General features: G+C 52.4%; 18 protein-coding genes and 1 pseudogene. 4 read left to right on the forward strand and 15 right to left on the reverse strand.

Annotation, left to right across the window (positions count from 1 at the left end; translation table 11 throughout):
• The first annotated feature begins 578 nt into the window (after window positions 1-578).
• Complete coding sequence (locus HP572_RS13770; RefSeq protein ID WP_240583513.1) at window positions 579-2129, forward strand: hypothetical protein; 1551 nt, start codon at window positions 579-581, stop codon at window positions 2127-2129.
• 751 nt (window positions 2130-2880) lie between these two features.
• Here HP572_RS13770 and HP572_RS13775 read toward each other — a convergent pair.
• The 4 genes from HP572_RS13775 to guaB all read right to left on the reverse strand — a co-directional run bounded on the left by HP572_RS13775 (window position 2881) and on the right by guaB (window position 9658).
• A complete protein-coding gene (locus tag HP572_RS13775) occupies window positions 2881-4833 on the reverse strand; it encodes a DUF262 domain-containing protein (protein ID WP_240583514.1) in 1953 nt (650 codons plus the stop codon).
• On the reverse strand, window positions 4830-6110 hold the full coding sequence (locus HP572_RS13780; RefSeq protein WP_240583515.1) for a DUF262 domain-containing protein: 1281 nt from the start codon (window positions 6108-6110) through the stop codon (window positions 4830-4832). Before HP572_RS13780 ends, HP572_RS13775 begins: the two co-directional genes overlap by 4 nt.
• A 385-nt stretch (window positions 6111-6495) precedes the next feature.
• Window positions 6496-8073, reverse strand: a complete 1578-nt coding sequence (guaA, locus tag HP572_RS13785) for a glutamine-hydrolyzing GMP synthase (RefSeq protein WP_240583516.1) — start codon at window positions 8071-8073, stop codon at window positions 6496-6498.
• A gap of 118 nt (window positions 8074-8191) precedes the next feature.
• Entirely contained in the window at window positions 8192-9658 is a 1467-nt protein-coding gene (guaB, locus tag HP572_RS13790) for an IMP dehydrogenase (protein ID WP_014916197.1), read from the reverse strand.
• A 171-nt stretch (window positions 9659-9829) separates the two neighbouring features.
• On the opposite strand from guaB, the gene xseA reads away from it, so the two are divergent.
• From xseA to HP572_RS13805, 3 genes are all read left to right on the forward strand, one after another.
• Window positions 9830-11224, forward strand: coding sequence for an exodeoxyribonuclease VII large subunit (xseA, locus tag HP572_RS13795; RefSeq protein WP_240583517.1), 1395 nt, complete (start codon window positions 9830-9832; stop codon window positions 11222-11224).
• Window positions 11225-11454: 230 nt separating this feature from the next.
• Entirely contained in the window at window positions 11455-12498 is a 1044-nt protein-coding gene (locus HP572_RS13800) for a M4 family metallopeptidase (protein WP_240583518.1), read from the forward strand.
• On the forward strand, window positions 12495-12839 hold the full coding sequence (locus HP572_RS13805) for a protealysin inhibitor emfourin (RefSeq protein ID WP_240583519.1): 345 nt from the start codon (window positions 12495-12497) through the stop codon (window positions 12837-12839). The genes HP572_RS13800 and HP572_RS13805 overlap by 4 nt, the downstream gene beginning before the upstream one ends.
• 23 nt (window positions 12840-12862) lie before the next feature.
• Here HP572_RS13805 and HP572_RS13810 read toward each other — a convergent pair whose 3' ends face one another.
• From HP572_RS13810 to HP572_RS13860, 11 genes and pseudogenes are all read right to left on the reverse strand, one after another.
• Window positions 12863-13087 carry a zinc ribbon domain-containing protein gene (locus HP572_RS13810; protein WP_205550159.1) on the reverse strand — a complete coding sequence of 75 codons (225 nt, stop codon included), beginning with the start codon at window positions 13085-13087 and terminating at the stop codon, window positions 12863-12865.
• A gap of 2 nt (window positions 13088-13089) precedes the next feature.
• Window positions 13090-13533, reverse strand: coding sequence for a cupin domain-containing protein (locus HP572_RS13815; RefSeq protein ID WP_240583520.1), 444 nt, complete (start codon window positions 13531-13533; stop codon window positions 13090-13092).
• 111 nt (window positions 13534-13644) lie between these two features.
• On the reverse strand, window positions 13645-14604 hold the full coding sequence (locus HP572_RS13820) for an AEC family transporter (protein ID WP_240583521.1): 960 nt from the start codon (window positions 14602-14604) through the stop codon (window positions 13645-13647).
• Window positions 14605-14713: 109 nt separating this feature from the next.
• Window positions 14714-16201 (reverse strand): ribosome biogenesis GTPase Der, encoded by a 1488-nt coding sequence (gene der, locus HP572_RS13825; RefSeq protein WP_014916204.1) that lies wholly within the window; start codon window positions 16199-16201, stop codon window positions 14714-14716.
• A gap of 142 nt (window positions 16202-16343) precedes the next feature.
• Window positions 16344-17525, reverse strand: a complete 1182-nt coding sequence (bamB, locus tag HP572_RS13830; protein ID WP_010280044.1) for an outer membrane protein assembly factor BamB — start codon at window positions 17523-17525, stop codon at window positions 16344-16346.
• A gap of 10 nt (window positions 17526-17535) precedes the next feature.
• Window positions 17536-18156, reverse strand: a complete 621-nt coding sequence (locus HP572_RS13835) for a YfgM family protein (protein WP_010280046.1) — start codon at window positions 18154-18156, stop codon at window positions 17536-17538.
• A 13-nt stretch (window positions 18157-18169) separates the two neighbouring features.
• Window positions 18170-19445: pseudogene (gene hisS, locus HP572_RS13840) on the reverse strand (histidine--tRNA ligase).
• 137 nt (window positions 19446-19582) lie between these two features.
• Entirely contained in the window at window positions 19583-20704 is a 1122-nt protein-coding gene (gene ispG / locus HP572_RS13845; protein WP_010280052.1) for a flavodoxin-dependent (E)-4-hydroxy-3-methylbut-2-enyl-diphosphate synthase, read from the reverse strand.
• Window positions 20705-20744: 40 nt separating this feature from the next.
• Window positions 20745-21737 (reverse strand): cytoskeleton protein RodZ, encoded by a 993-nt coding sequence (gene rodZ, locus HP572_RS13850; protein ID WP_240583522.1) that lies wholly within the window; start codon window positions 21735-21737, stop codon window positions 20745-20747.
• Window positions 21727-22482, reverse strand: a complete 756-nt coding sequence (gene pilW / locus HP572_RS13855) for a type IV pilus biogenesis/stability protein PilW (RefSeq protein WP_039511701.1) — start codon at window positions 22480-22482, stop codon at window positions 21727-21729. The genes rodZ and pilW overlap by 11 nt, the downstream gene beginning before the upstream one ends.
• 229 nt (window positions 22483-22711) lie before the next feature.
• The gene (locus tag HP572_RS13860) at window positions 22712-23968 is read right to left on the reverse strand and encodes a bifunctional tRNA (adenosine(37)-C2)-methyltransferase TrmG/ribosomal RNA large subunit methyltransferase RlmN (protein ID WP_219610526.1); all 1257 of its coding nucleotides are present in this window, start codon (window positions 23966-23968) and stop codon (window positions 22712-22714) included.
• Between the last annotated feature and the right edge of the window lie 78 nt (window positions 23969-24046).

Genomic DNA, 24046 nt, shown 5'->3' on the forward strand with positions numbered 1-24046 from the left:
CTGGTGTTTTCACTGGTACAAAATTTAGAAAAAAATCATTCCCACTCAATCACCAATAACAATAACAATAACAATAACAATAACAAAGCATTATAAAACAATATGATGAAAATCATACACTATTCAATACCATGAAAAATGCCATTGTAGAAATGCATGGCGGCAAGGATAGCATTGTAACGGAGTGTAATCGGGTTTATGGTCAACGCATAGTGCCACACATCCGCCAACCACGGGAACTCGCATTCAAGGCCCGAATGTCCGGACCAAGCTCATTGCGGTTTTTCAGATTGTGCCACCGGAAGGAAGGTATGCGGCGATTCCAGTCGTTTTGCGAATGTCGGCTTACTGGAAGTCATTCTATGCACCAGTCACCGGACGTTCGTAGACCTCACGTTTGCCGCAATAGAGGTCGTTATCCAGGGTATTAAAGCTTACCTTGCCTGATACAGCCCTGTGCTAATTGCGCGGCAACAAGCTTGGCCCGTTTACATCGATCAAATGACGTCGTACGGCACACATAACATAATATGTCCGCCACTGTTCGATAACTCAACAATTCTGAAAAAGGGAGGCGTATGAATCGCCATTTCAAAAGGGACTTTGACGACTGTGTCAAGTTGCCACCAAGTGTATTTGGGCGGGTAGACCATGTCGTTACGTCCGGGCCTCCGGCCAACATTGTGCTAATTGCAGTTGATGCAATTGACGTCGAGTGGCTGAATGACCAAGCAAAACAAGACTCGCGATTTGACATTGATAGTCCAACAAAAGCAGCTGCAGCCTGGAAGCGCCAAGGCTTCCCAACACCTAGAACTCCGAGCATCTTTGAAAGCGCCCCACTATTTCGCATTGAAGTAGAATTAGATGTCGGAACAAATCCATTTGGACTGCCATTCTTGCCTGACTACGAAGGAGGAAATACGAACACAGGTGCGCAGGCTTTAGAGGGCGCATGGTTTAGGTTCGAGGTGTCTGCAACCGACAGTAAAGGCTTCACGCCTGCGCTAATCTATCCGGGCTTATTCGCCCCGCCCGTTCCCGCGTTTGTTAAGGGAATGATGCCGACACCTGTTCACGCCAATGCACTGGCAGGAATATTTTCGCTACAGCATTTTCAAAAGGTATCGGGGGCTGACCTTCAAGCTACTCTCAACGAAACTACCGCAGACATGCTCGCTGTCTACGATGTCGGACAGGGAAACGCGAACGCTTTACTCAAATTGAATTCATTCGCCTCTTGTCATCCGCTACCGTCGCTCTACTTTGACCTTGGTGCTGGGGTATACCGTAACAAGCACACGACGCCGACTCCCTTGCTTTTCTGCTTTACACTCTGCCCGCCAATTATACTGTCACACTGGGATGCAGATCATTGGGCTGGTGCGTACGCATCTGGAGTCAGTACTCCACTAACCTATCCCGCACTTCTGCGCACATGGATTGCACCGCTACAAGCCGTCGGACCACTGCACATTGCCTTTGCAAATGACATAATTGCCCAAGGTGGCAACCTCTTAATCTACAGCCCGCCCCCAGGAAAGATTGATACGGTCGCACTCTCTATGAGGACAGAACTCCGATTGGCGCTCGGAACCGGGAATGGCAGAAACGACACTGGAATTGTTGCCGTAGTGGAGAACAGAAATCTAAGTCCTAGTAGAACTTGGCTTCTAACTGGCGACTGCAACTATAAGCATATCGAGCCCTTATTGGCGCCTACGAATCCTATTGCTGTGATAGTCCCTCATCATGGAGCAAACCTTAGTGGAGGGGGCACTGCACCAAATCCATTCCGCGGTGTTGACGGGTACTGCCGCCTGCTCTATTCATTTGGCCCCGACAATGCACACGGGGCAACAGGTGTTCGCCACCCGACACTCAACGTGGCGACGCTAAATATAGGGGCTGGGTGGGTTCATGGAGCATGGCACTTACCCACTCCGGCTGATAAGGATCCTAACTCCGTCGATGACGTCAGAGCGACCGCACGACATACTGCTGCTGGAGTCGCCGGCGCAAATCTTGGTGGTATCCTAGTGGGCTGGAACGGCCTGCCCGCAGTGTTCAATCCCCCATGTGGTGGTGGTATAAGCATCCAGTGCACCACAACACCAATACTGGGTTAGAGGCAGCCCGAATATGTGTCTATCGACGTCCACAGCCAGGAATCTTGGCTGCTTCTCTGAGTGTGAATTGCATTTACGGAGGAGTAGGTGCAGTTGTTCGACACCCTCAACGAGGCGCTGCTGGACTTAGCATTCAACATACAGAAAAACCGTGCAGGGGTACCTGAACTGCATCACAGGGGGGAAAGGTATCGCCAACCCCCCTGTGCCACCAATCGCAAATGTCCGTTGGTCAGTTTCTGGGGAAGGGCTTGACCTGATAAAGGTCCGCTTTCGGCCAATCAGAGAGATTCAGCGTCAAATCGCCAATGCCCGTGAACGCTGCAGAACAGTCAGAGCCTTCCACCGAGAGAACGATAACAAGTGACTCAATTTACGCAACTTCGTAAGTTTCAGACGGATACCATGCCAGTTGATACATTCAACTTTGGTATCGGTGCCGCCATTTTTGTGACACCAAGATCGATACAATTAAAAATGCCATTGATGATGCACTGCGATCACCAATTTCACAAAAAAAAACAATAAAATCAATGAATTAAAAAATCATTCCCACTCGATGATCAATGCCACATTAAAAAACTATAAAATCAACATGATATCATTTTATTTGCATGTCGATACCATACAAAATACCATGGCAAGAAAACTTGGGAGCTGTACTGATCGCGTCGCCCGACGCAAAACGCTATTAGACTGATAACTTGCACTCCACAAGGGACATTCGTCCAAAAGTGGTTATTCAAAGAAGTCAACGCCCCGGGTAGGATCTTCCGCTTGCCTCCACCAGACTTACATCATCACGAAGCAATGTCACCATCTCTTCATGATGTGCTGATATCTGCTGATCGTCCCAGCTTGTATTTCGAGTGATTTCCGCCATTCTCTTGAGCTTGGGACTTTGACGTTCAATCGTATCCTTGAAGTTTTCGGCCTTCGCTCTGGGAAGGCTATTGCTGAATTTTGAGTTCGCGCTGACGCTTACGAGCGCGAGGTTGCCAAGCAGGTTAAGGCTAGAACCTGAAACAACCGCACCAGACTGTTCTTTGTCCGGATGCTGTGGATAAAAGTGCTCAATGGAAGTTCTGAACTGAAATTTGAAATCTCGTTTTGAGGAATCGCTCAACAGAAGATAGTCGAGATACGAAAAGACGATACGGCTGATACCAAACCCTTGTGGTTGCTGATCTTCCTCAAAGGGGAATGTCTCTTTGACCTTGCTGCGGGCATACCCCTTCAACAAATCGGCAAGATCCGCATGTTTCGTGTCTTGAGGAGCTTTAACGGATAGCCAGCGAAGAACTTTGGTAATCCAGTGCATCGTTCGCGGAGAAGTGTAGGTAATCCGAAGCATGGACTGAAGCAGCAACACATCTCGGGTATGTGCGTCAGCACCGCCGTCCTCCTCTAAGTTTCCATTGCTGGCCGAGAAAACATGGATGTACGTCGGGGTTGGCTTCTTGTCCGCGCCGCCTTTCTTCAATCGCTGGAGAGACCAATCGCCATCGTCACTGATGTTCGCCGTGAATTGACGCTTCAAGATGAAGCCATCGAAGAGGTTGCGGCACTTGAGAAGCATGAATGCAAAGCTACGCACCCAATCGGCTTTAGCATCGGGTACATTATTTACGGTGTCGTCAAATGACTTGATGAGGCGCTTGTCGTCAAGCTGGCCTTCGTCTTCGACCTCATCGCCTTTCATAATTCTTAGAACGTGTAGCAGAAAGGCCGGAAACTCAATAGTCGAACGAAACCGCTCGTTGCCCTCGTCTTCAGTGGAATTTGACTCGATCTCTTTAGCGTATTTTGACAACGCCTCATCCAAGGACAACGATACCCCTTCGGAGGATTGCCTTGATGAATTGATGCCGGATTGCGGACGACTTTCCATTAGCGACGCGAAGCTGGTCACCTCCAGCCAGGACCATTCATCGCCAAATACTTTGTTTCGCAAACTGGTGTCACCACGGGTCAGAGACATCTGGACATAAGAATCCATGTCAGCACAGGCATCCCAAATCCACGCGAAGCATTCGCGTTCATATTGATTGGGCAGCTTGCTCATCAGGCGAGCCTTAACAATATCAACCTGCTTGAGTTGCTGCCCACGAGTGTTCATGATCTCGAAGTAGCGATTGAGGTCGGTATTGGGTGGCAGCGAGGCACGAACGACAGTCACCTTCGTTAGCAAGAAATCGGAGAATTTTTCGCGTGAGCGATTAAGGGCTTCATTTTGTTTGAAGAACTGATTGATGATGCTGTAGCCTTCATGGATGCCAGCATCTGCATTACTCGTGGAGCCCTGCGGTCGGACGTGCTCCTTAGCCGCCTCCTGTACTACTCGCCGCAGGGCTTCCGTTGCCCGTGCGCGCGACTCATATTGCAAGTGGCCTGCATGGCCAACCGACGGCTTCTCACCCTCACCGTCTTGCTCCAGGAAGGTCAGAAGCAGATAGAGGGTTGTAAGTCGTTGTTGTCCATCTATGACTTCGAACTCGTCCTCTCTACCCCGCTTGACTACAACAAGGTTCCCAAGAAAATAGTCGTCCTGGCCCCCAACCACCGAGTCTTGAATATCGCTGATAAGTTGCTCAATCTGTTCGGCCCGCCAAGCATAGTTCCGTTGATAAACAGGAATCAGATAATTGTCCGTGAATAGCTTGCCGACTGTTAGCAGTTCGGGTTTCAACTCCTTCTTGCTCATTGCAGCCCCTTGATAAAAGCAACGAGTTCCTTTTCGTGGTTATCGTTGTATGGCTGACTTGCTATTGAAAGTTTGCGGACAACACTTCCAGTCATCGCGTTGCGTAGCAAAACAAAAGGCGATTTATTTGCATCGTTTTTACCTCGCGCTCGGTTGTCAGCAGATACAAATTGCACACGAAGTAACTCGACCCGCAAGGCATATGCCCATGCGAATAACCTATTTCGCACTTCATCCACATCTTCATCGCCAAACTTGTTTGTATAGCAAAGCAGCGCGGCAATGAACAATTCGTACACGTAGCGGTAGCGACTTTGAGATGGGCCAAAGTTTTTGAAACCTCTGTCGATAACCTCTTTCTCCAGTATCTTCAATTCGTCAAGCATGAATGTCACCATCTCGAAAAATGAGCGCCCAGCGATTATCGGGGCATCAAGCTGAAAGCGGCTGCGCCCGGCATTTCGTGCATCATGTGTAGAGGACACCGCCCATGCACTTAGAAGTGGCATAGCGGCTTGTGCTGCAAGGTGATATCGCAGATTTGGCGAAAATGTTCTGTGGGATCGTGATGAAATTCCCTTGAACATGCCGATGTCCCGAATAGCAAATTCGAGCGAACTTTCGCCTCGTGACCACTTGGATATCCGGTATAAAAAAGTAGAAAAAAGCCTGTCCAGATCCTCATCTTTTACGGCTTCCCAAGCCTCAACGACAGCCACTTTCATAGCAGCGGACTCATCGTGCATTTCGCGCAGGTGGTGTGCTTTGAGCAAGTCGTGAGGGGCAAGCGGTTTGCCGCGATAGTTCTGGGAATCAAAGACACGAAATGCCTCATCAATATCGTCCGTCACAATACGCACCAACTGACATTTGTGACAGATAAAATCCAAAAATTCTTTTTTATCTTGCAACTGCGACAGGCGTCTTTGAAGCTCCATCCAAACCAGGGAGACAGGGGTTTCGCTGTTACCAGACACCGAAATCTGATGATTTATCGGATCTAAGGCCGCAAGAATCATTCGCAAAGTCAGCAGACGTTGCTGTCCGTCGACTACATTGAGATACTCACCATCATCGTGAAGAATGATTGCACCCAAAACATAGGGAATATCTTTTCGTTCGGTATCTCGAAGAGCTTCGCTGAGATCATCCACCAGTTGTAGAGCGGTCAATACTTCCCAACTGTATGGGCGTTGATAGTTCGGTATCCGAAGGCCTTGCTTGAGTAGTTCATCCACGGTGACTGCACTAACACCGTCCTCTCCGTTAATCGCCATTGCTATGTCCCGTCATTGAAGCTTTTCTATTTTCTCAGCGTGTTTTCCGCAAACTTTATTCACCCATATGGAGACTTCGATTCCGAGCGGCGGCTGTCTTATTCACAATTTCGATCACGAGGTGCTCTTCTGGCGCATATTTAACGATCTGGAGGCTTGGGTCGAGAGAGCGGTTATGACCAAAAGCGGGCATCGATGGCATCAGCACAGCGCTGCAATGCCCCCGGTTGTCGATACCATGGCATTTGCTGATGCGGTCACATGGTATTTGCTATATCTTCGATTCAGCGTCGGCCTTATACCATGAAAAATGCCATTGATAATGCAGTCAATATCATCAATGGCATTCACTAAATCAATTAAAACAATAGGTTAAATAACAGCCTCACTCCCACTCGATCGTAGCAGGTGGTTTACCCGATACGTCATAAACGACGCGGGAGATGCCGTCGACTTCATTGATGATGCGGTTGGAGACGCGACCTAAGAAATCGTATGGCAGGTGTGCCCAGTGCGCGGTCATAAAGTCGATGGTTTCTACCGCACGCAGCGCGACAACCCAATCGTATTTACGGCCATCGCCCATCACGCCCACGGAACGAACCGGCAGGAAGACGGTGAATGCCTGGCTAACCTTGTTGTACAGGTCGGCTTTGTGCAGTTCTTCGATGAAAATCGCATCTGCACGACGCAGCAGGTCACAGTATTCTTTCTTCACTTCACCCAGCACGCGCACGCCCAGACCTGGGCCTGGGAACGGATGGCGGTACAGCATGTTGTACGGCAGACCCAGTTCCAGACCGATCTTACGTACTTCGTCTTTGAACAGCTCTTTCAGCGGCTCAACCAGACCCAGCTTCATCTCTTTCGGCAGGCCACCCACGTTGTGGTGTGACTTGATCACGTGCGCTTTGCCCGTCGCAGAAGCCGCTGATTCGATCACATCTGGGTAGATGGTGCCTTGCGCCAGCCATTTCACGTCGGCTTGTTTGCTGGCTTCTTCATCGAACACTTCAACAAACACGCGACCGATGATTTTACGCTTGGCTTCTGGCTCATCTTCACCCGCCAGCTCGCTCAGGAAGCGATCTTCCGCTGCCACGTGAACAATGTTCAGACCGAAATGATCGCCGAACATTTCCAGAACCTGATCGGCTTCGTTCAGGCGCAGCAGGCCGTTATCGACAAACACGCAGGTCAGACGATCGCCGATCGCACGGTGCAGCAGCATCGCGGTAACGGAAGAATCCACGCCGCCAGACAGACCCAGAATCACGTGATCGTTGCCTACCTGCTCACGAATACGGTTCACCGCATCGTCGATGATCTTGGCTGGCGTCCACAGTGCTTCACACTGGCAGATATCAAGAACAAAACGCTCCAGCATGCGCTGGCCCTGACGGGTGTGCGTCACTTCCGGGTGGAACTGCACGCCGTAAAAACGCTTCTCTTCGTTCGCCATGATGGCAAACGGACAGGTATCGGTGCTGGCAACGGTCTCAAACCCTTCAGGGATCGCCGTCACTTTGTCGCCGTGGCTCATCCAGACATCCAGCAGCGGTGCGCCAGCGGCGCTCAGCGCATCCTGAATATCACGCACCAGCGCGCTATCCGTTTTCACTTCTACCTGCGCATAACCAAACTCACGCTCGTTGGAACCTTCAACGTGGCCACCCAGCTGCATCGCCATCGTCTGCATGCCATAGCACACGCCTAATACCGGTACGCCAGCATTGAAAACGTATTCTGGCGCACGTGGGCTGCCAAACTCAGTGGTGCTTTCCGGGCCGCCGGACAGGATGATCCCGTTCGGATTAAACCCGCGAATCTGTGCTTCCGTGACATCCCATGCCCACAGTTCACAGTAAACGCCCAGTTCACGCACGCGACGTGCAACCAGCTGCGTGTACTGCGAGCCGAAATCCAGAATAAGAATGCGGTGTTGATGAATGTTTTGAGTCATGAGGAGCATGTTCCAAAAAGCAAAAGACAAAAGCGAAAAGTAAACCCAGCTAACCGCTCAGCCTTATGCAAAGGCAGAGCGGCGCGAAATAGTACAGGGTTTATTGCGTTAAATCACCTTATGAACCCATACGGTAGTTCGGTGACTCTTTAGTAATGGTAACGTCGTGAACGTGGCTTTCCTGAATGCCCGCGCCGCTGATGCGTACAAACTCAGCCTGCGTGCGCAGTGCGTCGATAGTCGCACAACCGGTCAGGCCCATGCAGGAGCGCAAGCCGCCCATCTGCTGGTGAACGATCTCTTTCAGGCGGCCTTTATAGGCTACGCGGCCTTCGATACCTTCTGGCACCAGTTTGTCGGCAGCGTTATCGGTCTGGAAGTAACGGTCTGATGAACCTTTGGACATCGCGCCCAGTGAACCCATACCGCGATAAGATTTGAATGAACGGCCCTGATACAGTTCGATTTCGCCTGGGGATTCTTCCGTACCCGCCAGCATGGAGCCGACCATGACGCACGCCGCGCCTGCTGCGATGGCTTTAGCGATGTCGCCAGAGAAGCGGATACCACCATCGGCGATGACAGGAATGCCTGTGCCTTCCAGCGCTTCAACCGCATCGGAAATCGCCGTAATCTGCGGAACGCCCACGCCAGTCACGATACGCGTCGTACAGATAGAACCAGGGCCGATACCGACTTTCACGGCGCTAACGCCCGCTTCAACCAGCGCTTTTGCACCTGCACCCGTTGCCACGTTGCCGCCGATGATTTCGAGGTTCGGGTATTTAGCACGTGTTTCACGAATGCGCTGCAATACGCCTTCAGAATGGCCGTGTGAGGAGTCGATCAGCAGAACGTCAACGCCTGCAGCAACCAGCGCATCAACACGCTCTTCATTGCCTGCACCTGCGCCAACCGCTGCGCCTACGCGAAGGCGACCGTGTTCGTCTTTACACGCGTTCGGTTTACGTTCTGCTTTCTGGAAGTCTTTTACCGTGATCATGCCGATCAGGTGGAATTGATCGTCAATCACCAGCGCTTTTTCGACGCGTTTTTCGTGCATTTTTTGCAGCACGACATCACGCGCTTCGCCTTCTTTGACCGTAACCAGACGCTCTTTTGGCGTCATGAACGCGCTAACCGGTTTTTCCAAATCGGTAACAAAACGCACGTCACGACCGGTGATGATACCGACCAGCTCGTTGTCTTTCGCCACAACTGGGTAGCCAGCGAAGCCGTTGCGCTCGGTCAGCTCTTTCATTTCACGCAGCGTCGTTTCTGGCGTCACTGTTTGTGGATCAACCACAACGCCGCTTTCGTGTTTTTTCACGCGGCTAACTTCTTCAGCCTGACGCTCAATGGACATATTTTTGTGAATAAAGCCCAGACCGCCTTCCTGCGCCAGCGCAATGGCCAAGCCGGATTCGGTAACGGTATCCATCGCTGCGGACAGCATAGGAATATTCAGGCGAATGTTTTTCGTCAACTGCGTGGACAGATCGGCAGTGTTAGGCAGAACAGTAGAATGAGCGGGAACCAGGAGGACGTCGTCAAACGTCAGTGCTTCTTTAGCGATACGTAGCATGGGCAATATCTCACCAAGGTGGATGTAAGAATAGATAAAATATTGCCGTGGCATTATACAGAGCGTAATCGGTTGCCTCCAGCATTATTTTACTAAAATGCTTGATTACCTGTTTCAGGTAGGTAGTATCGATCAATTAAGTGACTGTTTTAAAATTTGATCTGGCTCACAATGTCTCAATTTCCCTCCTCTGCAATTTTTACCGTTAGCCGCCTGAATCAGACGGTTAGACAACTGTTGGAAATGGAAATGGGCCAGATTTGGCTCTCCGGCGAAATCTCCAACCTTTCTCAGCCCTCATCCGGCCACTGGTATTTCACGCTGAAAGACGAGCGTGCGCAGGTGCGCTGTGCGATGTTCCGCACCAGCAACCGCAAAGTGACGTTCCGCCCACAGAACGGTCAGCAGATCCTGATTCGTGCAACCATCACGCTATATGAACCTCGTGGCGACTATCAGCTACTGGCGGAAAGTATGCAGCCCGCCGGCGACGGCCTGTTGCAGCAACAGTTTGAGCAACTCAAGCAGCGCCTCGCTGCCGAAGGGTTGTTCGACCAGCAGTTCAAGCAAGTGCTCCCCTCTCCCGCCAAACAGGTCGGCGTGATTACGTCAGCCAGCGGTGCCGCCCTGCACGATATCTTGCAAGTGTTGCAGCGCCGCGATCCGTCGCTGCCAGTGATCGTGTATCCCACGTCGGTACAAGGTGCGGAAGCGCCGCTACAGATTGTTCGCGCTATTGAGCTGGCTAACCAGCGGGATGAGTGTGACGTGTTAATCGTCGGGCGCGGCGGGGGTTCGCTGGAAGATCTGTGGAGCTTTAATGACGAGCGGGTCGCCCGCGCGATTTTCGCCAGCCGCATTCCTATCGTCAGCGCCGTCGGCCATGAAACCGATGTCACCATCGCCGATTTCGTCGGTGACCTGCGCGCACCCACGCCGTCCGCCGCTGCCGAGTTAGTGAGTCGTAACCAACTTGAGCTATTGCGTCAGATACAGTCCCAGCGCCAGCGTCTGGAAATGGCGATGGATTATTACCTTGCTCAGCGCAATCGGGAATTTACCCGTCTGCACCACCGTTTACAGCAGCAGCATCCGCAGTTGCGACTGGCACGTCAGCAGGCACAGCTGGTTAAACTGCGTCAGCGGTTGGAGGACGCCATGCAGCAGCAGCTCCGGCAGACCTCACGCCGAAGTGAACGCTTACAACAGCGCCTAATGCAACAGCAGCCGCAGACTCGTATTCATCGAGCGCAGCAGCGTTTGCAGCAGCTTAGCTATCAGATGCAAAGCGCAGTAGAACGTCAGTTGAATCAGAACAAGCAAAAGCTAGGCATCGCCTGTTCGCGACTGGAAGGCGTTAGCCCGCTGGCGACGCTGGCGCGTGGCTATAACGTCACCACCGCCTCGGACGGTAAAGTGCTGAAAAACGTCGCGCAAATTTCCCCTGGCGACACGCTGAAAACCCGCTTGCAGGACGGTTGGGTAGAAAGTCAGGTCACGACGCTGGCTCCGAATCAAAACTCCGAGAAAAAGCGGCGAAAACCCTCATCCCCGACGCCAAAATAACGCGATCGGTATAAAATGTGTGAACGGGGATTTGTCCTAAAACAACGGCGATCCCCCATTCTTACCCCCGCCATCTGAACTATACTTATTCCCAGCTCACTAACTTATATTCACCGTTTTCACCGCACGGGTTATCAGCCTCTGCGCGGTGACGCGGATAGGATAAAAAGACAGTGAGCTTTGTTGATCGTCTGTGTTACCCCTGATGAGCGTTTTCAAGGAGATGAGGTATGAAGTCCAGACCGATTTGTAGCGTGATACCCCCTTACATTTTGCATCGCATTATCGCAAACGGCACAGACGAGCAGCGCCACTGCGCGCAACAAACACTGATGCACGTTCAGTCATTGATGGTTAGCCACAATCCACGCCCGGAACCCCATGAGAAATTACCCGCCGGGCAGGCAAATCGCAGTATTCACGATGCCGAACAGCAACAACAGTTGCCCGGCAAGCTAGTACGCGCGGAAGGCCAACCCAGCAACGGTGATGTTGCCGTCGATGAGGCCTACAACTATCTAGGCGTCACTTACGATTTCTTCTGGAAGGTTTTCCAACGTAACTCGCTGGACGCCGAGGGGCTGCCGCTGGCTGGCACAGTACACTACGGTCAGGAGTACCAGAATGCTTTCTGGAGCGGGCAGCAGATGGTGTTCGGAGACGGCGACGGCAAAATCTTTAATCGCTTCACGATTGCGCTTGATGTGGTCGCCCATGAACTCACGCACGGCATCACCGAAAATGAAGCGGGATTGATCTATTTCCGGCAGTCCGGTGCGCTAAATGAATCGCTGTCCGATGTTTTTGGTTCCATGGTCAAGCAGTATCATTTGGGGCAAACCGCTGAGCAGGCCGATTGGCTTATCGGTGACAAGCTTCTGGCCGATGGTATTCACGGCATGGGGCTGCGGTCAATGTCTCATCCGGGCACGGCGTATGATGATGAGCTACTCGGTATCGACCCGCAGCCCTCTCACATGAACGAGTATGTGAACACGCGTGAAGACAACGGCGGCGTACACTTGAATTCAGGCATTCCCAACCGGGCATTCTATCTCACAGCCATCGCACTGGGCGGCCATTCATGGGAAAAAGCGGGTCGCATCTGGTACGACACGCTGTGTGATAAAACGCTGCCGCAAAATGCGGATTTCGAAATTTTCGCACGCCACACCATTCAACATGCCGCTCAACGTTTTAACCACACCGTTGCCGATATCGTCATGCAGTCGTGGGAAACGGTAGGGGTGGAGGTACGGCAGGAGTTCTTATGAAAACGCTGCCGGAGCTCAACGACGATGCCATCATTGAGCTGGCGCGTGAAGGGGGATTCGCCTTTATCCCCAAGCTGGCGGGGTTGCGACGCTTCGCGCTCGCCAGCGTACCGCCATCCGAACGGGAGCGGATTTGTAACGCGATCCGTAATGCCGCTCCTCAGGCTCGCGAACCCGGCGAACCCGATGGCCCAGGGCGCGGCGACCAGTTCTATTACCGCATCCACATCAGCTACTGCCAACCGCAGCAGAATCAATATACCGATATCATTCTGCTGATCCCCGAAGACCGCGCGCCACCGGAGCTGACCGAGCTGTGGCGCAACGGCGTACAGGAGTAACCATTGATTAAGTAATAATGAATTTAATCGGCAGGCGCGTAGCTGAACACAACTTGCCGTTTGGAAATCATCCCGTGCTGCTGACAGAAGTAATCCACCGCGCCACAGGCTTTCAATTCCTGAAGCGAGTGCTTACATTCAGGGCACGCAGCCTCACGCAGATAATCTTGCTGGCAGGCAGTACACTGAAACCGCGCACCGCTTTTCCAGGCCAGAAGATGACCACAGCTCGGGCAATTTGCTTCCATATTTATCCTCTCGTTTCACCACGTTCAGGCAGCACATTTCTGTCCAATTCCGGCAGCATAACCACACTTTCCTGCTCATTGGCGTCAGTGCGGGAAATGACCAGCACGGCGACATCGTCACTGGGATTATAGGGCAAATGCGGGACGTTCTCAGGGATATAGAGGAAATTGCCTTCGGGTAATTCAATCATGTTTTCAAGCTGTTCCCCGTAATACACACAGGAAACACCGCTTAGCGCATAAATTGCCGTTTCGTGATGTTCGTGCTTGTGCGCCTTTCCTTGCGAACGCGGTGGAATCCACGCTAACTGCATATGAAGATGTTGAGACCCCACCGTCTCGCGTGAAATCCCAACCGAATAAACCAAGCCTTGTTTGCCTTGATACTGGGTCTGCGGGGCAATTCGCTGGCAACATACGTCCCGCTCAGAATGTGTTGTTTTCATCACTGCGCCTCAGGAAAAAGACTGTCCAAGAGTACGCTATCAAATTCCTGTTCTGTCAGCCAAAAGGCAGACGTAAGACTCTGTCACTTACTGCAACAGAAGCCAACAGCGCTAAATCACACCCAGTGAACGTAAAACGTAGAGCCCCAGCGCAATCACAAAGAAGGCTCCCGCCGTCGTCAGCCCGATAATATTGGCCGCTAGCGTAGCGTTTCCGCCCATCGCTCGCGTCATCACGTAGCTACCCGATGCCGTCGGCGTTGAGGAAAACAGGAAGATAATACCGAGTTCAACACCGCGGAAACCGACCAGCCATCCCCCAAACGTCAGCAGCCCCGGAACGACCAACAGCTTCGCCACGGAAGCAAGCATGGCGACGTTAGATGACCGAAACATGCTGCGCCATTCCAGACTGGCTCCGGCGCAGAGTAACGCCAGCGGCAGCGCCATTGAGGAAATAAAGCTGCCCGTTTGTTTAATCACGCCAGGCATCGGCAAATGGCTCTGCGCATACGCGGCACCGCAGAGTAAACCGATAATCAGCGGGTTGGTGGCGATGCCTCGTAATAACATGAGAACGCTGATGCGTTGATCCGGTGACTTACGCTGCAAACTGCGCGTGAGGGTAATCACTGACAGCGCGTTGAACATGATCACCGTGACAACCAGATACAGCGACCCCACCGCCACGCCCTCTTCACCATATGCGCTCACGGCAAACGCGAGCCCCATAATGCCCGTGTTAGAACGGAAGCCGCCCTGCACGAAGATGCCACGCTCAGTGGGTTCTTTAATGAGGCGGACAGCAGCAATTTCCAGCAACAGGAATGTCGCCAGCGTGCCTAGCGTGCCATACAGCACCAACGGCCACTGATCCGAAAACGACTGATGATTGCTTGCCACACTGAAAAACAGCAGGCAAGGCAAAGAGAGATTGAACACCAAACGCATCGCTGCATCGCAAAAGGCATCATTTAGCAGGCCGATTTTGCGCAACGCAACGCCCATAAACAACATCAACAAATTGGGCATTGTGACGTTGAACGCAAAACTCCAGGTTTCCCAGGACATGACTTTCCTTGATGATTATTGGTTTTATTAGAATGGTCGTTTTATTAGCGACTGCTTGTTTCACCTCTAACAAAACGGGGCGAATATCGCTATTCGCCCCGTAAATAAATCACTTACTTTTTTTAAGATGCGACATCAAACGCTTACGCTTGCGGAGCTGGTTTGGCGTCAGTGTATTGCGCTTGTCTGCAAAGGGGTTTTCCCCTTCTTTAAACTGAATACGAATCGGCGTGCCCATCACTTCCAGCGAACGACGATAGTAGTTCATCAGGTAGCGCTTGTAAGAATCCGGCAGGTCTTTCACCTGGTTACCGTGAATCACCACAATCGGCGGGTTATAACCACCGGCATGCGCATATTTCAGCTTCACGCGGCGACCGCGCACTAGCGGCGGCTGGTGATCGTCTGATGCCATTTGCATGATGCGGGTCAACATGGCCGTACTAACGCGACGAGTGGCGCAAGAATAGGCTTCGGTGACCGACTCAAACAGGTTACCTACGCCGCTACCGTGTAGCGCAGAAATGAAGTGGATGCGGGCAAAATCGATAAAGCCGAGGCGCAGATCCAGCGTCTCTTTCACCTGCTCACGTACTTCCTGCGACAGGCCATCCCACTTGTTCACCACGATCACCAGTGAGCGCCCACTATTGAGGATAAAGCCCAACAGCGAGAGATCCTGATCGGAAATGCCTTCGCGCGCATCAATAACCAGCAGGACTACGTTGGCATCTTCAATCGCCTGCAATGTCTTGATGACAGAGAATTTTTCTACCGTTTCCGTTACTTTGCCGCGCTTACGCACCCCGGCGGTATCAATCAGAACGTATTCACGTTCGTCGCGCACCATAGGGATGTAGATACTGTCGCGCGTCGTGCCGGGCATGTCGAACACCACCACACGCTCTTCACCCAGAATACGGTTCGTCAGCGTGGATTTACCCACGTTCGGACGCCCGACAATCGCCAGTTTGATCGGCAAATCTTCAGGATTGAAATCGTCTTCTGCTTCTTCTTCGCTGGCCTGCTCTTCCGCTTCTAACGCTGCCCAGTAAGCCGCGTTCTCTTCTTCTTCGGTTAGCTCGACTGGCTCTTCTATTTCATCCTGTACAAACGGCAGCAGAACCGTTTCCAGCAGCGACGTTACGCCACGGCCGTGAGACGCCGCGATCGCGTACACTTCGCCCATTCCGAGCGAGTAGAAATCTGCCGTGACCATATCTGGGTCAAGACCATCGGTTTTGTTAGCGACGAGCACGGTTGTCTTTTCGCGGCTGCGCAAATGCTTGGCAATGCCTTCATCCGCAGGCATCAACCCTGCGCGTGCATCCACCATGAACAGCACGATATCCGCTTCTTCAATCGCGACCAGCGATTGACCCGCCATGCGCGTTTCCACGCCGTCTTCGGTGCCATCGATACCACCGGTATCGACGATAATAAATTCATGCCCTTCCACTTCTGCACGACCATACTTGCGGTCACGAGTCAGCCCAGGGAAATCCGCCACTAATGCATCACGAGTGCGCGTTAAGCGGTTAAATAGCGTGGATTTCCCCACATTCGGGCGCCCGACCAGCGCGACGACAGGTATCATTGTTACAACCTCATTACTTATATTTCAATACGTTACAGCGAAATACTCGCTGACGATAAAAAGACGAAACGGCCCCTGATAATGTCAGGAGCCGTTATACGAGCACACCCAAAACGCTGTGCTCCAAATTGATACGGGTTACTTAGCGAGTGAACGCGTAGACATCACCGTTTTTCGCCTGAATCAGCAGCTTGTCGCTGGCAACCACAGGCTTGCTCAGGAAGCCTGAGCTATCCACTTTTTGCTGCGCCACGAAGCGACCATCTGCCGTATTCAGCCAGTGCAGATACCCTTCGGTATCACCGACAACCAGATAACCATTATACAGTGCCGGAGCCGTTAAGTTACGGTGCAGCAGATCGCTTTGACGCCACAGGCTCACGCCGCCGTTGGTATTCAATGCAACAACGCGATCGTCCTGATCGACCAGATAGATGCGGTCGCCGTCAATGATGAAATCATGCACTGAACCCAGTTCACGCTTCCACAGAACCTGACCAGAACGCAGATCCAGCGCGGTCATGTTGCCATTGTAACCCAGCGCATAAACCACTTCGCCCGCAACTACTGGCGTGGTGTCGACATCGTTCAGACGATCGATTTCAGTTGCGCCACTCGGCTGTGAAATACGCTGCTGCCAAATGAGCTGACCCTGATTGATCATCACGGCGTTCACACGACCGTTATCACCACCCACAATCGCCGCACCAAATGCGGTTGTCGGGGCAGATTCGCCGCGCAGAGACAGCGTCGGCATATCCAGGTTGACGCTCCACTTGATTGCGCCATCGGCTTCATTCAATGCTTGCAGCATACCGTTGCTGGTGTGAATCAGCACCACGCCGTCGCTGACGACAGGGCGAGACAGCGCTTCGCCAGCCACTTTGGTCTGCCATACTGGCGTACCATCTTCCGCATTCAGCGCATAGACCTGCGCCCTTTCGCTGCCGACATAGACATGGTTACCAGAAACCGTTACGCCACCGGACAGCAGCGCCGGATTATTGCGGGAGAAGAAATTGGTCTTCTCTGACAGATCCGCGCGCCAAATCTCTTTGCCATCACTCAGATCCATCGCTTTCACGGTGCCACGGCGATCGGCCGCAAAAACGCGATTATCCTGCCATGCGGGGTGAAGATTGGAATAAAACTCACCAATACCACTCCCAACCGAGCTGTTCCACACCTTGGTTGGCGTGAACTGGTTTTCCACCTGCGGCAGTGGAGACATAGTGACAACATCTTCTTCGCTGTTAAACAGCGAGCATCCGCTCAGCAGGGCAACAGAAACCAGTCCTACCAAAAGTGTTTTACGCAATTGCATGGAATTCCTCTTAGCTGGACAGGTTATTCAGTTTCATACGCAGTAACGCTTGCTGTGCCTGCGATGGATTGGAAGACAACCCTTTGTTGTAAGCATCACGCGCAGCCTGATTATCGCCTTTGCTCACCAGAATATCACCACGCACTTCCGCAGCCTGTGATGCCCAGCCTTCCAGCTTGATAGCATCCAACGTTTTCAGCGCGTCATCCGCTTTGTTTTCCTGTAGCTGAACCCGCGCCAGACGCAGATTCACCACAGCCAGCAGGTCGGCATCTTTAGTCTGCGACTGCGCCTGTACCAGCTGCTGCGCTGCTTTAGCAAAATCTTTCTGATCAACGTAATGACGAGCCAGTTCCAGAGAAGCCAGCGCGCCATAGGTATTCTTATTCTCAGCCGTAAATTTCTCGGTTGCCGTAATCGCGTCGGCTTTACCTTCGGCCAATTGCTCCGTCACCTGCTGATAAGATGAAGATGCCGCCATTACGCTGTCATTTTGGTGGCTTTGCCAGAAACGCCAGCCAACCAGTGCGCCAACGCCCAGCACAACACCGACAACTAACGCCTTTCCGTTCTCCGCGAGGAAACGACGTAGTGCATCAACCTGTTCATTCTCTGTGGTATAGACTTCCACGGTGTCTCTCTCCTCAATCCAGTAACGTTGCCAGCCGCGATGCGACGTCGGCCTGTGCCAATGTATCCTGCTCGCCATTGCTCAGGTTTTTAACCACAACCTGACCAGCCGCCACTTCATTTTCGCCTAATACCAATGCGACGCGTGCGCCCCATTTGTCAGCGCGAGCAAATTGCTTCTTAAAGTTGCCACCGCCGTAGTTGGTCATCAGTTTCAACTGCGGCAGCGCGTCACGTAATTTCTCCGCCAGCTGCATTGCCGCAACCTGCGTTCCCGCACCGGAAGAAATCAAATAAACATCTACGCCTGACTGTGCTTTGAAATCCGGGTTCACAGACTGCACCAGCAGCACCAGACGCTCCAGACCCATGGCAAAACCAACCGCCGGCGTCGCGTGTCCGCCCAGCTGTTCCACCATACCATCATAACGCCCACCGGCACAGACCGTGCCCTGTGCGCCCAGACTGGTCGTCACCCACTCAAATACGGTGCGGTTATAGTAATCCAAACCACGAACCAGACGCGGATTAACGGTATATGGGATGCCGGACTGCGTTAAAAGTTCACCCAGTGCCTCAAAGTGTGCACGTGATTCGTCATCCAGATAGTCCGTCAGCACTGGCGCATCGTTCAGCAGTTCCTGAATCTGCGGATTTTTCGTATCCAGAACGCGCAGCGGGTTGGTGTACATCCGGCGCAGGCAGTCTTCATCCAGCTGATCTTTATGCTGTTCGAGGAACGCCACCAGCGCTTCGCGATAGCGGGCGCGCGCGTCTAACGAACCAATCGAGTTCAGTTCCAGCTTCACATGATCGGCGATGCCCAGCACACGCCACCAGCGGGCTGTCATCAGGATCAGTTCGGCATCAATATCCGGCCCTTGCAGACCAAACACTTCACAGCCCAACTGATGGAACTGGCGATAGCGCCCTTTCTGCGGACGCTCGTAGCGGAACATCGGGCCGACATACCACAGCCGCTGTTCCTGATGTATAGAGAATACCGTGCTCAATACCGGCGCGGACGCAGCCAGCCGTCCCTTCCGGGCGCAGAGTCAGGCTATCGCCATTGCGATCGTCAAAGGTATACATCTCTTTTTCGACGACATCGGTCACTTCACCGATAGCGCGCTTAAACAGCGGCGTTTGCTCAACAATCGGCAAACGAATTTCATTATAGCCGTAGCCGCTGAGCACCTGTTTCAGGCTGTTTTCAATACGCTGCCACAATGCCGTTTCGGCTGGCAGGTAATCGTTCATGCCACGGATGGCTTGAATATTTTTTGCCACGTCAGTTCTCTATGCGTTTTTCAAAAAATAAACCCGATTATAGAGGGATTGTCGTCGCATCTTCAATGCGGGGCATCCCCATCGGGTTCAGGAATCGTGAATTAGGCGGGTGACGGCAGACCGTCACGCCGTCAGAGTTACTTATCTACCAGATTGACGGTAATACGCTGATTTTCGTCCATCATGGAGGCTTTCGCGCGGATCTTGGCTTCTAACTGATCGATCATCTGTTCGTTATCGAAGCGCTCTCTCTGCCGCACGCCGTCTTCATAGAAGCCGCTCTTGTTGTGTCCACCCGTAACACCAATGGTGGACACCAGCGCTTCACCTGGACCATTCACCACACAACCGATAATCGAGACATCCATCGGCGTGATGAGATCTTCCAGTCGTTGTTCCAGCGCGTTCACCGTACCGATCACGTCAAATTCCTGACGGGAACAGGTCGGGCAAGCAATAAAGTTGATTCCGCGTGAACGAATGCGCAGTGACTTCAGGATATCGAAGCCGACTTTCACTTCTTCAACCGGATCGGCCGCCAGCGAGATACGCAGCGTGTCGCCAATGCCTTCAGACAGCAGCAGACCGAGGCCAATAGCCGATTTCACCGCGCCGCTACGTGCGCCACCGGCCTCGGTGATACCAAGGTGCAGCGGCTGATCGATACGTGCCGCCAGCAGACGATAGGATTGCACGGCCAGGAAGACATCCGAGGCTTTAACACTGACTTTAAACTGATCGAAGTTCAGGCGGTCGAGAATATCGACATGGCGCATCGCTGATTCCAGCAGCGCTTCCGGCGTTGGCTCACCGTATTTTTCCTGCAAATCTTTTTCCAGCGAACCGCCGTTAACGCCAATGCGGATCGGGATATTGTTGTAACGCGCGCAGTCGACAACCGAGCGGATACGCTCTTCGTTGCCAATATTGCCGGGGTTGATGCGCAGACAGTCGACGCCGTACTCCGCAACTTTCAGCGCGATACGGTAGTCAAAGTGGATGTCGGCGACGAGCGGGACATTCACCTGCTGTTTGATAAGCTTAAAAGCTTCCGCCGCGTCCATGGTTGGTACGGAAACGCGGACGATATCGACGCCAACACGTTCCAGCGCTCTGATTTGGTTGACGGTTGCTTCAACGTCGGTGGTTCGGGTGTTGGTCATGGATTGCACCGCAATCGGCGCACCATCACCAACAGGCACCTTGCCGACGTAAATTCGTGTTGATTTTCGACGGGTTATGGGTGCAGCGTTATGCATTACTTCATCTCCAACATTGCAGTCTTACCTGAACAACACGTTATTCTGCGGTCAGCGTCAGGCGTGCAACCTGATTGCTGCGCACAAAGCGGCTTAAATCAACCGGCTTGCCTTGAAATTGAATCTGTACCGCAGCAGGTGCACCGATTTTCAGTTTATAGGGTGACTGACCATCCAGATTCAGTGTGCCACCATTACGCTGCATGCCGCTGAACAGTTTTTTACCGCTGGCATCGGTGACTTCCAGCCAGCAATCGGCCGTGAACGTCATCACTAATGCATGAGCAACAGGGGCTGGATTGGTTTCCGCTACCGTACCCGCAGCGGGAGCTACAGCGCCGGCACCTAACAATGCATTACCCACAGGCTGTGCAGCGTTCGCGTGTGAAGGTGATTGGCTGGAAGGTGCAGCAGACGGTGTAGAGGCAGAAGAAGGCGTTGACGGTGTCTCCGATCCAGTGGCTGAAAGGTCGACGTGTGTAGAAACCGGTGCCGTAGCAGAATCCGTCGTCGCCGTTTCCTGCGGTGCGCTGTTGTCCATTAGCGGAACAGACTGCCCTTCCGTTTGTGCCTGCATCGAACTGGCGTGATCGACCATACTGTTGATTTCCGCCTGCTGAGCCTGATGGTTTTGCCACCACCATGCGCCCGTTAGCCCCAAAACAACCAGCACGACCAGCCAGGTGATTGTCATCAACCAGCCATCACGCTTTTTGCGGCTTTTTTTCAGCGAAAAACTCTGCATCGGCGAAACAGAGATCGTTTTAGGTATGGCCTGTTTATCCACAGAGGGAAGCAGTTCATCTTCGGGTAAATGAACCAGCTTGGCATAAGAACGGATATAGCCGCGCAGAAAAGTCGGCGCTAAATCGGCAGGCGTCGTACCGTCTTCAATATCGCGAACGGTGGTGATTTTAAGGCACAAACGCTCAGCAATAGTTTGCTGAGTTAGCCCAAGGCGTTCACGCGCCTCACGCAGACGTTCGCCGGGTAGTTTTGCTTCTGTTGTATCTTGGGTGGCTTCAGTATTCATTAGCTAAGAAATGCTGGTACTGTTTAGATTGTGGAAAACTTCGCGCCAGCACGTTGCCATAACGTTCTTTATCGCCATCATGGCCCGCTAACGCGGCGAAACGAATCTGTAACCATAAGCTTTCGGCACTGGCCGGAAGACTATGCTGATAAACATCAAGCAGCAGCCGCGCTTGCTCATTTTTCCCGGCAGCAAACTGTTTGTTTGCTTCCGCCAGCAAGGCACTGCCTTTCGTCGGGTCATACTTCAGCGCCCGACTTAATAAATTGCGCGCATCTTCAGCCTGTCCGGCATTGAAAAAGCAGTATCCCGCATTTTCCAACGCATCAGCAACCTGACTGTAATCAGGAAGTTGTGCAGCCGCACTAAACTGTCGCTGAGCCGCTACATACTGCCCTAAACTACACAGAAACGCACCGTAATTATTCATGACGCTGCCATTTTCCGGCGCCATGTTTAACACATGTTGATAACGCTGTTCAGCCAGACGATTTTCACCTATCCGCTGCTCGTAAAGCGCCATCCCCAATTGTGTTCGATAATCCTGCGGAGCAATCGCAACCGCTTTCTCAAGATTCTGCCGGGCCGCATCCAGATTATTGTGCGCCAGGTAGGTCAACCCTAACTGCAAGCGGGTTTGGGCAACCGCTGGATTGGTCGTCTCCTGAGGCGATTTCACACACCCCACCAGCAACAGCACCGCAAACAGGCCACTCAGCCAATACGTTCCCTGTAATAAAGACATTCTCTGCCATAAAGAAAGTCTCTGTGATAGTGGCTTTGCCATCCCTGCCCCTCGCCTTGTCGTCTTTGCCAGACATCCTGACCAGCGAGGTTACCTGAATATGAACAGCGTGGCAGTCGGGCCTGACAACAACGCGGCGCGCCTCGCAATTTGCTCACTTTTGCCCTGCAAATTACCTCAGCGGACGACGTCGGGCTAGCGCTTCACGTTAACCCGCGCCCATTTGTTATCAGACCGCTTTCACCGAGATAGGTTCACCGGCCATTTTCTTCTTCAGCGTACGTTTGGTTCTGTCTACGACTTCACCCGCCAGCTGACCGCAGGCGGCATCAATATCATCCCCACGGGTTTTACGTACGATCGTCGTGAAGCCATACTCCATCAGTACCTTGGAGAAACGGTCAACGCGGCTGTTTGAGCTGCGGCCATACGGCGCGCCCGGGAACGGGTTCCACGGAATCAGGTTGATCTTGCACGGCGTATCTTTCAGGCATTCAGCCAGTTGATGCGCGTGTTCGGTGCCGTCATTGATATGATCCAGCATCACATACTCAACGGTAACACGTCCCTGATTTGCATTGGATTTTTCCAGATAGCGGCGTACCGCGCTCAGAAACGTCTCGATGTTGTACTTTTTGTTGATCGGCATGATTTCGTTGCGGATGTCGTCGGTCGGCGCATGCAGAGAAATCGCCAGCGCAACATCGATCATATCGCCCAGTTTATCCAACGCAGGCACCACGCCTGACGTGGACAGCGTCACACGGCGCTTGGATAAACCAAAGCCGAAATCATCCAACATGATTTCCATCGCTGGCACGACGTTAGTCAGGTTCAGCAACGGTTCGCCCATGCCCATCATCACGACGTTGGTGATGGGGCGCTGGCCGGTAACTTTAAACGCACCGATAATCTTCGCCGCACGCCACACCTGACCGATGATTTCCGATACGCGCAGGTTACGGTTAAAGCCCTGCTGCGCCGTTGAACAGAATTTGCATTCCAGCGCACAACCTACCTGAGATGACACACACAGCGTGGCGCGATCTTCTTCTGGAATATAAACGGTTTCAACCCGTTGACCACCCACCAGAATCGCCCACTTAATCGTGCCGTCAGAAGAGCGCTGTTCGTCCACCACTTCAGGAGCGCGAATTTCAGCGATCTCCTGCAATTTGCTGCGGAAGACTTTGTTAATATCCGTCATCTGGTTGAAGTCATCACAGCAGTAGTGATAAATCCATTTCATGACCTGATCGGCGCGGAACGGTTTCTCTCCCATCGACATGAAGAGGTCACGCATTTGCTGGCGGTTAAGATCCAACAGATTAATTTTTTCCGCACTGGCTTTGACGGATTGAGAGGCATCAGCAGACGCCGGAGAGAATTCGGACACGGTTTGCTCGGATACGGTAGTGTTAGATGCGGTAGTGTGAGATGCCGTCGTTTCAGACACGACGGTTTCAGACGCGATTTGCTTAGACATTGTCAATCCTGGCCTCGTTATTACACGTTATGGCGCTAAAAAGAAGGTTGAATTCGATGGTGATCACCAAAGAAACGC

Origin of the sequence: Pectobacterium sp. PL64 (assembly GCF_022477975.1) — a bacterium.
In the GTDB taxonomy this organism is placed as follows: domain Bacteria; phylum Pseudomonadota; class Gammaproteobacteria; order Enterobacterales; family Enterobacteriaceae; genus Pectobacterium; species Pectobacterium jejuense.

What these genes read in the sequence shown, in the direction of transcription:
- HP572_RS13770 (WP_240583513.1), top strand. Translation starts at nt 579, where the DNA reads ATGAATCGCCATTTCAAAAGGGACTTTGACGACTGTGTCAAGTTGCCA.
- HP572_RS13775 (WP_240583514.1), bottom strand. Translation starts at nt 4,833, where the DNA reads ATGAGCAAGAAGGAGTTGAAACCCGAACTGCTAACAGTCGGCAAGCTA.
- HP572_RS13780 (WP_240583515.1), bottom strand. Translation starts at nt 6,110, where the DNA reads ATGGCGATTAACGGAGAGGACGGTGTTAGTGCAGTCACCGTGGATGAA.
- guaA (WP_240583516.1), bottom strand. Translation starts at nt 8,073, where the DNA reads ATGACTCAAAACATTCATCAACACCGCATTCTTATTCTGGATTTCGGC.
- guaB (WP_014916197.1), bottom strand. Translation starts at nt 9,658, where the DNA reads ATGCTACGTATCGCTAAAGAAGCACTGACGTTTGACGACGTCCTCCTG.
- xseA (WP_240583517.1), top strand. Translation starts at nt 9,830, where the DNA reads ATGTCTCAATTTCCCTCCTCTGCAATTTTTACCGTTAGCCGCCTGAAT.
- HP572_RS13800 (WP_240583518.1), top strand. Translation starts at nt 11,455, where the DNA reads ATGAAGTCCAGACCGATTTGTAGCGTGATACCCCCTTACATTTTGCAT.
- HP572_RS13805 (WP_240583519.1), top strand. Translation starts at nt 12,495, where the DNA reads ATGAAAACGCTGCCGGAGCTCAACGACGATGCCATCATTGAGCTGGCG.
- HP572_RS13810 (WP_205550159.1), bottom strand. Translation starts at nt 13,087, where the DNA reads ATGGAAGCAAATTGCCCGAGCTGTGGTCATCTTCTGGCCTGGAAAAGC.
- HP572_RS13815 (WP_240583520.1), bottom strand. Translation starts at nt 13,533, where the DNA reads ATGAAAACAACACATTCTGAGCGGGACGTATGTTGCCAGCGAATTGCC.
- HP572_RS13820 (WP_240583521.1), bottom strand. Translation starts at nt 14,604, where the DNA reads ATGTCCTGGGAAACCTGGAGTTTTGCGTTCAACGTCACAATGCCCAAT.
- der (WP_014916204.1), bottom strand. Translation starts at nt 16,201, where the DNA reads ATGATACCTGTCGTCGCGCTGGTCGGGCGCCCGAATGTGGGGAAATCC.
- bamB (WP_010280044.1), bottom strand. Translation starts at nt 17,525, where the DNA reads ATGCAATTGCGTAAAACACTTTTGGTAGGACTGGTTTCTGTTGCCCTG.
- ispG (WP_010280052.1), bottom strand. Translation starts at nt 20,704, where the DNA reads ATGCATAACGCTGCACCCATAACCCGTCGAAAATCAACACGAATTTAC.
- rodZ (WP_240583522.1), bottom strand. Translation starts at nt 21,737, where the DNA reads ATGAATACTGAAGCCACCCAAGATACAACAGAAGCAAAACTACCCGGC.
- pilW (WP_039511701.1), bottom strand. Translation starts at nt 22,482, where the DNA reads ATGTCTTTATTACAGGGAACGTATTGGCTGAGTGGCCTGTTTGCGGTG.
- HP572_RS13860 (WP_219610526.1), bottom strand. Translation starts at nt 23,968, where the DNA reads ATGTCTAAGCAAATCGCGTCTGAAACCGTCGTGTCTGAAACGACGGCA.